At 68.0% G+C, this 12,417-nt stretch carries 10 protein-coding genes, 1 pseudogene and 1 riboswitch; of the genes and pseudogenes, 7 read left to right on the forward strand and 4 right to left on the reverse strand.

Annotated elements, in window-relative coordinates; translation table 11 throughout:
• Together cobS and cobU are read right to left on the reverse strand one after the other, a co-directional pair.
• Positions 1–783, reverse strand: coding sequence for an adenosylcobinamide-GDP ribazoletransferase (gene cobS / locus ABIF91_RS30675; RefSeq protein WP_028181774.1), 783 nt, complete (start codon positions 781–783; stop codon positions 1–3).
• On the reverse strand, positions 780–1,283 hold the full coding sequence (gene cobU, locus ABIF91_RS30680; protein ID WP_028181773.1) for a bifunctional adenosylcobinamide kinase/adenosylcobinamide-phosphate guanylyltransferase: 504 nt from the start codon (positions 1,281–1,283) through the stop codon (positions 780–782). Before cobU ends, cobS begins: the two co-directional genes overlap by 4 nt.
• A gap of 126 nt (positions 1,284–1,409) precedes the next feature.
• Here cobU and cbiB point away from each other — a divergent pair, with 126 nt between their 5' ends.
• On the forward strand, positions 1,410–2,351 hold the full coding sequence (cbiB, locus tag ABIF91_RS30685) for an adenosylcobinamide-phosphate synthase CbiB (RefSeq protein WP_284280622.1): 942 nt from the start codon (positions 1,410–1,412) through the stop codon (positions 2,349–2,351).
• A gap of 11 nt (positions 2,352–2,362) precedes the next feature.
• Positions 2,363–3,322 (forward strand): annotated as a pseudogene (cobD, locus tag ABIF91_RS30690) (threonine-phosphate decarboxylase CobD); the annotation flags it as partial.
• A gap of 194 nt (positions 3,323–3,516) precedes the next feature.
• Here cobD and ABIF91_RS30695 read toward each other — a convergent pair.
• Together ABIF91_RS30695 and cobO are read right to left on the reverse strand one after the other, a co-directional pair.
• A complete protein-coding gene (locus ABIF91_RS30695; RefSeq protein ID WP_028177796.1) occupies positions 3,517–4,965 on the reverse strand; it encodes a cobyric acid synthase in 1,449 nt (482 codons plus the stop codon).
• A gap of 12 nt (positions 4,966–4,977) precedes the next feature.
• Positions 4,978–5,613: a cob(I)yrinic acid a,c-diamide adenosyltransferase gene (cobO, locus tag ABIF91_RS30700; RefSeq protein ID WP_028177795.1), complete on the reverse strand. Its 636-nt coding sequence runs from the start codon at positions 5,611–5,613 to the stop codon at positions 4,978–4,980.
• Between the two features lie 39 nt (positions 5,614–5,652).
• Positions 5,653–5,872: riboswitch (cobalamin riboswitch) on the forward strand.
• Between the two features lie 93 nt (positions 5,873–5,965).
• On the opposite strand from cobO, the gene ABIF91_RS30705 reads away from it, so the two are divergent.
• Genes ABIF91_RS30705 through ABIF91_RS30725 form a run of 5 tightly spaced genes read left to right on the forward strand, consistent with a single transcriptional unit; the run spans position 5,966 to position 12,417 of the window.
• The gene (locus ABIF91_RS30705) at positions 5,966–6,340 is read left to right on the forward strand and encodes a DUF1636 family protein (protein WP_028177794.1); all 375 of its coding nucleotides are present in this window, start codon (positions 5,966–5,968) and stop codon (positions 6,338–6,340) included.
• Positions 6,337–7,371 (forward strand): cobalamin biosynthesis protein CobW, encoded by a 1,035-nt coding sequence (cobW, locus tag ABIF91_RS30710; RefSeq protein WP_028177793.1) that lies wholly within the window; start codon positions 6,337–6,339, stop codon positions 7,369–7,371. The genes ABIF91_RS30705 and cobW overlap by 4 nt, the downstream gene beginning before the upstream one ends.
• The gene (gene cobN / locus ABIF91_RS30715; protein WP_424579569.1) at positions 7,371–10,628 is read left to right on the forward strand and encodes a cobaltochelatase subunit CobN; all 3,258 of its coding nucleotides are present in this window, start codon (positions 7,371–7,373) and stop codon (positions 10,626–10,628) included. The genes cobW and cobN overlap by 1 nt, the downstream gene beginning before the upstream one ends.
• On the forward strand, positions 10,625–11,788 hold the full coding sequence (cobG, locus tag ABIF91_RS30720) for a precorrin-3B synthase (RefSeq protein ID WP_028177791.1): 1,164 nt from the start codon (positions 10,625–10,627) through the stop codon (positions 11,786–11,788). The genes cobN and cobG overlap by 4 nt, the downstream gene beginning before the upstream one ends.
• Positions 11,788–12,417 carry a precorrin-8X methylmutase gene (locus ABIF91_RS30725; protein WP_028177790.1) on the forward strand — a complete coding sequence of 210 codons (630 nt, stop codon included), beginning with the start codon at positions 11,788–11,790 and terminating at the stop codon, positions 12,415–12,417. The genes cobG and ABIF91_RS30725 overlap by 1 nt, the downstream gene beginning before the upstream one ends.

Genomic DNA, 12,417 nt, shown 5'->3' on the forward strand with positions numbered 1-12,417 from the left:
TCAATGTCCCAACGGGAAGGAGGCGGCTACCAGCAGGATCAGGATCTCGCCCAGCTGCTCGAACGCCCCGAGGATGTCGCCGGTCTGCCCACCGATCTGGCGGATGGCAAGCCGCGCCAGCATCAGGCCGGCGAGCGACAGCAGGACCAGGCCAACCAGCGCCTTGCCCGGCCCCAACGTCAGGGCAAGCACAAGGGTTCCAACAGCGAAGGCGATGGCGACGCTGCGGCCCGGCGGCGATCCGGCGCCGGCCGACAGCCCATCAGTCCGCGCCGGGGCGACCAGCGACATGAAGGCCGGCACGCCGGCGCGGGCGGCAGCGTGCGCAGCGCACAGCGCGAGCATGACGGCCCATGGATCGGCGATCGCCGCGAGCGCGCTCCAGCGCAGGCCGAACGACAGGATCAGTGCGCAGACGCCATAGGTCCCGATCCGGCTGTCGCGCATGATCTCGAGCTTGCGCTCGCGTGTCCGGCCGCCGCCGAGTCCGTCGGCGGTGTCGGCAAGTCCGTCCTCGTGCAGCGCGCCGGTGATGAGGGCTGTCGTGGCCAGCACGAGCAGCGCGGCAAGGTTCGGTGTCAGTCCGAACCGAATGGAGATCTTGTAGACCAGGGCGCCGGCGAGGCCGACCAGCAGTCCCGCGACGGGCAGGGCCCAGGTCGCGCGCGCGATCGCACCGTCGCCGGCGGGCTTCGACGATGCGACGGGCAGGATCGTGACGAACGACGCTGCGATCCTGAGATCGGCGACGACGTCTCGCAAGAGCTCGGCGCGCGGGATCATTTCAGCTTCATCGGCAGACCGGCGACGACGAACTCGACCTCGTCGGCGACATCGGCAATGATCTGATTCATGATCCCGGCGGCGTCGCGGAAGCTGCGCGCCAGCGCGTTGTCGGGCACGATGCCGAGGCCGACTTCGTTGGTCACAAGGACGACGGGGCTGCTCAGGCGGGGCAGGGAGCCGGCGAGTTCTCTCACGTCTCGCTCCCAGTCGCGCGCCGCATGCATCAGGTTGGAGAGCCACAGCGTCAGGCAGTCCACGAGCCTCGCGCCTCCGCCATCGGTTGCGAGCAGCGCCGGCACGAGATCGAGCGGGACCTCGCGCTCGATCCAATCGGTTCCGCGCCGCGCGCGATGTCGTGCGATGCGTTGCTCCATTTCACCATCGAGCGCCTCGGCGGTTGCGATGTAGACGGGCTGGCCGGGAAAGCTGCGTGCGCGCGCTTCCGCCCGGGTGCTCTTGCCCGATCGCGCTCCGCCGGTGATCAAGATGACGGCCATGAGGGTCTCCTGTCGCCAGCACTAATCATCAAACGCGCCCAAAGACAAAGCCGAAATCAGGTGGCGAGGGGCTTGCGCTCGGCCGCCGTCTTGCGCAACAGGGGCGGAGCGAGACGGGAGATTTGCGTGGATTTTGCGGGGGCCATGGCAGTGGCGATGGCGGTGGATGCCCTTCTGGGCTGGCCGTCGTCGCTGTTCGCGCGGATCGGCCATCCCGTCACCTGGCTGGGCTGGCTGATTGCCGCGATCGACTCCGCCTGGAATCGCGCATCCGATCCGCCGGCGTTGCGCCGCGCTGCCGGCGTTGCCGGCGCGCTCGCGGTGATCGCGCTCTCGGTCGCGCTCGGCTGGGGGCTTCAATCCTTGCTTCCCTCAGGCTGGATTCAGATCATGGCGGTGGGCATCCTGGCCTGGCCCCTGGTCGCGCTGCGCTCGTTGCGTGATCATGTGGCCGCCGTCGCAGCTCCGTTGCGCGATGGCGACATCGCCGCTGCACGCGACGCGGTGTCCCGCATCGTCGGCCGCGATCCAGCTGCGCTCGATGAAGCCGGCATCGCACGCGCGACGATCGAGAGCCTCGCGGAGAACGCCTCCGACGGCATCGTGGCGCCGGTGTTCTGGGGCGCGCTGCTCGGCTTGCCTGGAATCCTCGGCTACAAGGCCATCAACACGCTGGATTCCATGATCGGCCATCGCAGCGAACGGCATGAAGCGTTCGGCTGGGCGGCGGCGCGCATCGACGATGTCGCCAATTTCATTCCGGCACGGGTGACTGGATTTCTCTTCGTGCTGCTGGCGCCGCACCGGTCGGAGGCGCTGTCGTGCATGACGCGGGATGCGCGCCGTCATCGCTCGCCCAATGCCGGCTGGCCGGAGGCGGCCATGGCTGGCGGGCTCGGTGTGCGGCTCAGCGGTCCCCGCATCTATCACGGCAGCGCGACCGACGAGCCCTGGCTGAACGAAGGCGCGCGCGATCCGCGCGCCGCCGACATCGACGAGGCACTAACGCTGTACCGTCGCACCATGCTGCTGCTCGCCGGCCTGCTTGCGGTCCTGGCTTTCGCGTGAAACAACGGGGCATGCGCGAGCACGGTGGAAATCTGGATCAGGCCCAGCAGCGTTTTGGTGGACGCGCGGAGGACTGGATCGATCTGTCGACCGGGATCAACCGGCTGCCTTATCCGGTGGGTGAGGTGAGCTTGCATGCGTGGAGCGCGCTGCCCTCGCGTGCCGAGATCGAGGCGCTGCATCGGGCGGCGCAGCAGGCCTATCGCACCCGTGCACCGGTCGTTGCGATGGGGGGCGCGCAGGCCGCCATTCAATTGCTGCCGCAGCTGGCGCCGCCCGGCCGCGCCCGCATCCTCGCGCCCACCTACAATGAATATGCCGGCGTGCTGTCGACCGCGGGCTGGGATGTGCAGGAGGTCAGCGAGCTCGAGGCGCTGGCGGGCGCGGATCTCGCCGTCGTCGTCAATCCCAACAATCCCGACGGCCGGCATCAAATGCCCGGGGATCTGCTGGCGCTGCTGCCGCGCGTCGGCCGTCTCGTGATCGACGAGAGCTTTGCGGATGCCGTGCCGCAATTGTCGCTCGCGCCGGACGCGGATCGGCCGGGACTTTTGATATTGCGCTCCTTCGGAAAGTTCTATGGTCTTGCCGGCCTGCGCCTCGGCTTCGCGATCGGCGATGCCGCCGACATCGCCAGGCTCGCGGCGATGTCGGGTCCATGGCCGGTCTCGGGAGCGGCGATCGCGATCGGCTGTCGCGCCTTGCATGACCAGGCCTGGGCCGAGGCCACATCCGCGCGGCTTGCGCGCGACTGCGGCCGCCTCGACGACATCGCACTCGCGCAAGGCTGGCGGCCCGTTGGCGGCACGCCGCTGTTTCGCTTGTACGAAACGCCTGGCGCGCCTGCCGCACAGGAGAAGCTCGCGCATCGCCAAATCTGGTCGCGCGTCTTTGCGCGGAAACCGACATGGCTGCGGCTCGGGCTTCCCGGCAGCGAAGCCGAATGGGCGCGGCTCGGCGAGGCCCTGGCGCATGATGAACATGAGCTTGGTCGCAGCAACGACGATGCACTCCCTCTCCCGCTTGCGGGAGAGGTGCGGGGAGAGGGTGTTTCCGCGACGGGACAATCCCCAAGAGGAGAAAGCCCTCACCCGGCGCATCGCGCCGACCTCTCCCGCAAGCGGGAGAGGTGAACGAGCCGCGGCCATCGGTCAACCTGAGTTCTCTAGCGCGCTAGCGCGAGCAGGCCGTCGACGTCGAGATGGGTTTCGATGTGATCGGCGAGGGCGTCGAGCGCGCTCTCGACCCTGGCGCGATAGGGCTCGTCGCCTGCGGGAATGTCGAGCCTGGCCAGGAACGCCTTGCGGAAATCATCCGACGTGAACAGGCCATGCAGATAGCTGCCTTGCACGCGTCCATCTTGCGAGATTGCGCCTTCCGGCTCGCCAGTCAGTTTCGCGAACGGGCGGGCGCAATCGGGGCCGTCGGTGCGGCCGATATGGATTTCGTAGGCCTCGATCGGCTGCTCCGTCGCCGCATGCACGGCCGTCACTCGCGTCAGCGTCTTCTGCGGGGTCATCACCGTCTTCACGTCCAGAAGTCCGAGTCCCGGCGTGTCACCCGCGGGGCCTTCGATGCCATCGGGATCGGCGACGCTGTGCCCGAGCATCTGATAGCCGCCGCAGAGGCCGAGCACATGGCCGCCCCTTCGGTGGTGCGCGAGCAGATCAATGTCCCAGCCCTGCGCGCGCAGGAAGGCGAGATCGCCGCGGGTGGATTTCGAGCCCGGGATGATGACGAGCCTGACATCGCCGGGTATGGCTTCGCCCGGACGCACCATGAGGAGATCGACGCCCGGCTCGAGCTTGAGCGGATCGAGATCATCGAAATTGGCGATGCGCGACAGCGCAAGGCAGGCGATCTTGCATCGGCCCGGCTTTCGCGCATCACTCAGGCCCAGCGCATCCTCGGCCGGCAGTTCGCCGGCACGCGTGAACCAGGGCAGCACGCCGAAGCCGCGCCAGGCTGTCTTGTCTTCAATCAGCCTGTAGCCGTCGTCGAACAACGTGGGATCGCCGCGGAATTTGTTGATGACAAATCCACGGATCATCGCGGCATCGTCGGGGTCGATCACCGTCTTGATGCCGACGAGCTGCGCGATCACGCCGCCGCGGTCGATGTCGCCGACCAGCACGACCGGCACGTCCGCCTTGCGTGCAAAGCCCATATTGGCGATGTCGGCCTTGCGCAGGTTCACCTCGGCAGGACTGCCGGCGCCTTCCACCAGCACGAGATCGGCGCGCGCCTTCAGCCGCTCGAAGCTCTCCAGCACTGCGCCCATTAATGTTGGTTTCATCGCGACGTAGTCGCGCGCACGCGCCGTGGCGATGCGCTTGCCGTGAACGATGACCTGCGCGCCGACATCGGTCTCGGGCTTCAGCAGCACCGGGTTCATGTCGGTATGCGGCTCGACGCCGGCGGCGAGCGCCTGGAGCGCCTGGGCGCGGCCGATCTCGCCGCCATCGACGGTGACGGCCGCGTTGTTCGACATGTTCTGCGGCTTGAACGGCAGCACGCGCAAGTCCCGCCGCGTGAAGGCGCGCGCAAGGCCGGCGACGATGAGCGACTTGCCCACGTCCGAGCCGGCTCCCTGGATCATCAATGCGCGCGTCATCGCCGAAGAGACTCAGAACTCGACGCCGGCTTGCGCCTTGATGCCGGAGCGGAACGGGTGCTTGACCAGCGTCATCTCGGTGACGAGGTCGGCGATCTCGATCAGCTCGTCCTTGGCGTTGCGGCCGGTGAGCACGACATGCGTCATCGGCGGCTTCTGCGTGGTCAGGAAGTCGACCACCTCAGCGATGTCGAGATAATCGTAGCGCAGCGCGATGTTGATCTCGTCGAGCACGACCATGCGCAAGCTCTCATCGAGGATCAGTTCCTTGGCCTTCTCCCAGCCGGCGCGCGCGGCGGCGATGTCGCGGGCGCGGTCCTGCGTTTCCCAGGTGAAGCCTTCGCCCATCGCGTGGAACTGACAGAGATCGCCGAAATGGCCGGTGAGCAGGCGGCGCTCGCCGGTGTCCCAGGCACCCTTGATGAACTGCACGACCGCGCAGGGCAGGCCATGGGCGACGCAGCGGACGATCATGCCGAAGGCCGAGGAGGATTTTCCCTTGCCGCTGCCGGTGTGGACGATGATCAGGCCCTTTTCGCCGCTCTTGGTCGCCATGATCTTGTCGCGGGCGGCTTTCTTCTTCGCCATCTTCTGGGCGTGCCGGGCGTCGGTTTCCTCGCCCGTTCGGGTGTCCGGTTCAGGCGTCATCGGTCCAGTCCTTCGGCTTGACAAGTGGCAGCCACGGGCAAATGGTGGCCCGGCGTTGGTTCCTGTCCTATGACAGGCGAAGAGGGAATGCGATAGGGTCCGAATCGGCAGGATTTGGGTCCAAAATGCAGCCGCCCCCGCGACCGTGACCGGAGAGATGCCCGAAGCCACTGATTCCCGCGGGAATCGGGAAGGCGGGGATCGAAGGGCAAAGCCCTGCTCCGCAAGCCGGGAGACCTGCCAGCGCGAAGAGTTTTGGGCCGGCGGACGGGGTGTTCCGCGACGGGGAAACGGCCTCTCGAGTCAGGGTCCGTGTGCCTCTCGCCTCCCGCTGATTATCCTGGAAGAGGCGATGACCGTCACACTTCACGTCTGCATCACCTGCCGCGCCGGCCAGACGCTTGGCGAGGGCGAGACGACGCCCGGCAAGCGCCTGCATGGTGCGATCCTCGACGCCGGCGTGCCCGACGGCGTCACTGTGGTTCCCGTCGAATGCCTGTCGGCCTGCAGCCAGGGCTGCTCGGTCGCGCTCAGCGCGCCCGGCCGCTGGTGCTATGTCTATGGCCGCCTGTCGGAGACGAATGCGCAGGACGTGGTCGCGGGCGCGGCGGCCTATGCGGCGGCGCCGGATGGCCTCGTGCCGTGGCGCAGCAGGCCGGAAATATTCCGCAAGCAGTCGCTTGCCCGCATTCCCCCCATTGCCGTCGTGCCGGAGGCCGCTGAATGAACTCGCTCGCAAAAATCCCCGTCACGGTGGTCACGGGGTTTCTCGGTTCCGGCAAGACCACGCTGATCCAGCATCTGCTCGCCAATGCGAATGGCAAGAAACTCGCCGTGCTCGTCAACGAGTTCGGCAGCGAGGGCGTCGACGGCGAGATATTGAAGTCATGCGCCGATGCGAACTGTCCGGAGGAGAACATCATCGAGCTCGCCAATGGCTGCATCTGCTGCACCGTCGCGGACGATTTCATTCCGACGATGGAGAAATTGCTGGCGCGCCCGGTGCGGCCCGATCACATCCTGATCGAGACCTCGGGCTTGGCACTGCCGAAGCCGCTGCTGAAGGCGTTCGATTGGCCCGAGATTCGCTCGCGCATCACGGTGGACGGCGTGATCGCGCTGGCCGATGCCGAGGCTGTTGCGGCCGGCCGCTTCGCGCCGGACCCGATTGCCGTCGAAGCGCAGCGCGCGGCGGACGAAAATCTCGATCACGAGACGCCGCTGTCGGAAGTGTTCGAGGACCAGATCGCCTGCGCCGACATCGTGCTGCTGACCAAGGCGGATCTCGCCGGTGCGACTGGAATCGAAGCCGCCAGGGCGGCGATCACCGCCGAGATGCCGCGCCGCGTGCCGATGCTTTCCGTCACCGACGGTGCGATCGATGCGCGCGTCATTCTCGGCCTTGGCGCCGCCGCCGAGAACGATCTCGCCGCGCGCCCGTCGCATCATGACGGCGAGGAGGAGCACGAGCACGACGATTTCGCTTCCGTCGTGATCGACCTTCCGGAAGTCGCCGACATCGATGCGCTGGTTGCGTCCGTGCAGCGCCTGGCGCGCGAGCAGAACGTGCTGCGCGCCAAGGGCTATATCGCGGTCGCGGGCAAGCCGATGCGCCTCTTGCTGCAGGCGGTCGGCGAGCGTGTGCGCCACCAGTTCGACAGGCCCTGGGGCGCAGGTGTCAGGCAGTCGAAGCTCGTCGTGATCGGCGAGCATGGCGATATCGACGAGGCTGCGATCAAGGCAGGACTTGGTATCTGATGCACGTCGTTTTCCGCGAGAGCCGTGGTCTCGAGGAGACCGCGACACCAAGAGACATCGGCCAGGACCCGGCCGATCTCGTGGTGCTCTCGTATTCGGATTCCGATCTTGCGGCGTTCGCGGCCGGCTGGCGGCGTGGCCGGAACAGCCTGCCGTCGCTGCGGCTCGCCAATCTCGCCGAACTCCGTCATCCGCTGTCGGTCGACACCTATATCGAGCGCACGCTGTCGCAGGCGCGCGGCATCCTGGTGCGGCTGATCGGCGGTGAGTCCTATTGGCCGTATGGGCTCGCGGCCCTGCAACAACTCGCCAAGGATCGCAACATCGTGCTGGCGGTGCTGCCGGCCGATGGCCGCGACGACGCGCGGCTCGATGCGTACTCGACGTTGCCGGTCTCGACGCTGCGGCGGCTCAAGGTGCTCTGCGACACCGGCGGTCCGGTCGCGGCGCAGGCCGCGATCGCGCAGCTCGCGCTGGCCTCGGGGCTTTACGCGGGACCGGTCGTCGGCGAGATAACCGTGCCCGAGATGGGATTCTACGATCCCGCGCGTGGCGTCATGGCGGCGCCGGCGGGTGCCGTGGAAAAGCCGCGCGCGCTGGTGACGTTCTATCGCTCCTATCTCACTGCTGCGGACACCGGTCCGGTCGATGCCCTGATCGCGGCGCTGCGCGAGCGCGGCTTTGATACGTATGGCGTATTCGTCAGCTCGCTGAAGGCCCCCGGTGTCGCGGATTGGCTGCGCACGCATCTTGCGCAAAATCTTCCAGCCGCGATCGTCAATGCAACGGCGTTCTCCGCGATCGGCGATGACGGCACGACGCCGTTCGATGCCGCGTCGTGCCCCGTGTTCCAGGTCGCGCTCTCGACGGCACGGCGCGAGGACTGGGCTACCTCGCTGCGCGGCCTGTCGCCCGGCGACCTCGCGATGCATGTGGTGCTGCCCGAGGTCGACGGACGCCTGTTCGCAGGCGTGGTGAGTTTCAAATCGGCCGCGATGCGCGATCCGGATCTGCAATTCTCGCATCTGGCGCACACGCCCGATGCGGAGCGTGTGAAGGCCGTCGCCGCGCGCGTCGCGGCCTGGCGGCGCCTTGCCGAGACGCCGGCCGGCGAGAAGCGGCTGGCGATCGTACTGTCGAACTATCCCGGCCGGCCACACCAGATCGCGCATGCGGTTGGTCTCGATGCGCTCGCTTCGGTCGAGGCCCTGGTGTCTGATCTCGCGGAGGCCGGATACGCTGTCGCTCCGGTTCATGCGCTCGGCGAGACGCTGCTCAAGCAGCAATTGATCTGGAATGTCGCCGATTATCGCGCGGCGCTCTCGCGCCTGCCGCAATCCTTGCAGGACGATCTCGCGCAGGCCTGGGGCGCGCCGGAAGACGATCCGAGCTGCCGCGACGGCGCGTTCCAATTCGCCGCGATCGAATGTGGTCGGTCGATTGTCGCGATTCAGCCGGAACGCGGCGAAGCGGCCTCGCGCGATGCCGACTATCACGATCTCGCCCGCACGCCGCGCCATGTCTACGTCGCCTTCTATCTCTGGCTCAGTCAGCACGGCTGTGACGCCGTCCTGCATATGGGCGCGCATGGCACGCTGGAGTGGCTGCCCGGGAAATCCGTGGCGCTGTCATCTGCGTGCTGGCCGGAAGCCCTGACCGGCGATCTGCCCGTCATCTATCCCTTCATCGTCAACGATCCCGGCGAGGCCGCGCAGGCCAAGCGGCGCATCGGCGCGGTCACGATCGGCCATTTGCCGCCGCCGCTGGAAGCATCCGCGGTACCGGAAGGGTTGCGCCGGCTCGAACGGCTGCTCGATGAATATTCGACCGCCGACGGTCTCGATCCCGCCCGCCGCCAGCGCCTGATCGCCGCGATCCGCGACGAGGCCCGTGCCGCCGGCCTCGAAGAGGATCTCGGCCTCGATGCCTCGGCCGCGCCGGCCGAAGCGATCCCGCGGATCGATCGCTTCGTCTGCGATCTCAAGGAGAGCCAGTTCGGCGACGGCCTCCACGTGTTCGGCCGCGGCGCCTGCGGTGATGCGGAGCGGGCCGCGCTGCTTGCCGCGCTGGCAGGCCGGCGCGTTGCGCCGGGCCCGTCGGGCTCACCCTATCGCGGACGCCAGGACGTGCTGCCGACCGGGCGCAATCTCTTCGCGGTCGATCCGCGCGCGGTGCCGACGCCGTCCGCGCATGCGCAAGGCATCAAGCTTGCGGAAGAGCTGCTCCGCCGTCACTTGCAGGATCATGGCGACTGGCCGAAGGGCCTGATCGTCGATCTCTGGGGCTCGGCGACGATGCGCACGGCGGGCGAGGAATTCGCCATGGCGCTGCACCTGGCCGGCCTTGCGCCGCGCTGGGATCACGCCTCCGGCCGCGTCACCGGCTACGACATCATCGCGCCGGCCGAGCTCGGCCGTCCGCGCATCGACGTCACGCTGCGCGTGTCGGGCCTGTTTCGCGATGTCTTTTCCGGCCTTGCGCAAATGTTCGAAGCCGCCTCCGAGGCGCTCGCGGCGCGCGAGGACGAGGGCGATGAGAATCCGTATCGCCACCGCGCGTCCCGCGCGTCCCGCGTGTTCGCGCCGCGGCCTGGACACTACGGCGTCGGATTGTCCGCTATCCCGGATGCCTTCACGTCTGAGACACGCGATGCGGCGGGTGAGGCCTGGCTATCCGCATCGTCCTGGGCGTTCTCGGCAGATGGTGCGATGCAGCCAGATCGCGCCGGCATCGAACAGCGGCTCGCATCTGCCGACGCCTTCGTCCATGTGCAGGACCTACCCGAAACCGATCTGCTGCTTGCGGCCGACTATGCCGCTCATGAAGCCGGTGTTGCCGCGGCCGCGGCCCATCTGGGCTCGGAAGGACCATCGCTCTATCACCTCGATGCGACACACCCCGAGCAACCTCGCGCGCGCACGCTGACGGAGGAGATCTCGCGTGTCGTCCGGGCGCGCGCGGCCAATCCGGCGTGGATCGCCGGCATGATGCGGCACGGTTTTCGCGGCGCCGCCGAGATCACCGCGACGCTGGAGCACATGGCCGCCTTCGCGCATCTCGCGGGCGCCGTGCCGCCGCATCTGTTCGACCTCTATTACGATGCTACGCTCGGCAATGACGACGTCCGGGCCTTCATGGCCCGCGAAAATCCGTCTGCGCTCGCCGCGATGGAGACCTGCTTCACACGCCTGCACGAAGCCTCACTCTGGCGAACCCGCCGCAATTCGATCGCGGCGGCGCTGCGGGAGGCTTCATGAGCGCGGCCGCAGTCAAAGGCTGGTGTCCCGGTGCGCTGCGCCCGATGCTGTCGGGCGATGGGTTCGTGGTGCGCGTGCGTCCGTTTGGCGGGCGACTCGAAGCACCACAGATCTCAGGGCTTGCCGAACTGGCCGAACGCTTCGGCAATGGTCTGATCGACGTCACACGCCGGGCCAATCTCCAGATCAGGGGCGTCAAGGAAGAGAGCCATCGGCCGTTGCTCGACGGCCTTGCGCAGCTCCAGCTGCTCGACCCCGACGCTGAGATCGAAGCTCGGCGCAACATCCTGGTGACGCCGTTCTGGAGCAACCGCGACGAAACGCAGTCGCTCGCCGCGGAGCTCGAGGAGGCGCTCGCCGATTCCGGCCTTGTGCTTCCCACCAAGTTCGGCTTCGCCATCGATGACGGTAGGTCGCGCGTTCTGGCTGGCGATTCCGCCGACATACGTATCGAGCGCGACCGCTCGGGCCGTCTCCTGGTGCGGGCCGATGGCGCAAGGCTCGGCCGCTCCGTCGCACGCGGACAGGCCGTGAGCACGGCGCTGGCGCTCGCAAGCTGGTTCATCATCTCCGGCGGCGCGAGGGACGGGCGAGGGCGCATGGCCGCCCACATCGCGTCCGGTGCGGCGTTGCCTCAATCGCTGCGCGGCGAGACCGAGCCGGCGCCCGTCATGGCCGCGGCGCGGCCCGGGCACTATCCGCAAGGCGCGATGGTCGGCGTCGCGTTCGGGCAGATGCTGTACGCCACGCTCCGTCAGTTCTCTGCTTGCGGACATGCGCTGCGCATGACGCCCTGGCGGATGGTGCTCAGCGAGGGCAAGCGCGAGATGCCGGGTGGGGCGGGCCTCATCACCGAGCCGTACGACCCGGCGCTGCGCGTGATCGCCTGCAGCGGCGCGCCGCGCTGCCGGGAAGCTCACGCCGATACGCGCGCACTCGCAGCAGCGCTGGCGCCGCGCATTGCCGCCGATGTGCGGCTCCACGTCTCCGGCTGCGGCAAGGGCTGCGCCCATTCCGGTACGGCTGCGGTCACGCTGATTGCGACGCATGCCGGTTTCGATCTCGTCCGCGACGGCTCGACCCGCGACGAGCCGGTCCTGCGCGGGCTGAGCGGCGCCGATATCGTCAGCGATCCCTCCATCCTGGTCGGAGGGAACTGATGCCGCACACTTACGAGACCGACGGCGCGGCGATCTACCGGCAATCCTTCGCGACCATTCGGGCCGAGGCCGATCTTGCGCGCTTTACGCCGGACGAGGAGCCGGTTGTGGTGCGCATGATCCATGCCGCCGGCATGGTCGGCCTGGAGGCGCATATCCGCTTCACATCAGGCATGGCGACCCTCGCGCGCGCGGCCCTGCAAAAGGGCGCCCCGATCCTGTGCGACGCGCGCATGGTCTCGGAAGGCATTACACGCGCAAGACTTCCCGCGGCCAATGCCGTCATCTGCACGCTCGGAGACGAGTCCGTTCCTGCGCTCGCGCAATCCATGCGCAACACGCGCTCGGCCGCGGCGCTGGAACTGTGGCGGCCGCATCTGGAAGGCGCGATCGTCGCGATCGGCAACGCGCCGACCGCGCTGTTTCATCTGCTCAACATGCTGGAGGATCGCGACTGCCCGCGGCCCGCGGCGATCATCGGCTGTCCCGTTGGCTTCGTCGGCGCGGCGGAATCGAAAGCCGCGCTGATGGCCGATCCGCCGGTGCCGGCGCTGACGGTCGAGGGCCGCCTCGGCGGCTCCGCGATCACGGTTGCTGCCGTGAACGCGCTGGCAAGCCGGAGCGAATAG

The organism is Bradyrhizobium sp. USDA 241 (genome assembly GCF_049739505.1).
Taxonomy (GTDB): domain Bacteria; phylum Pseudomonadota; class Alphaproteobacteria; order Rhizobiales; family Xanthobacteraceae; genus Bradyrhizobium; species Bradyrhizobium liaoningense.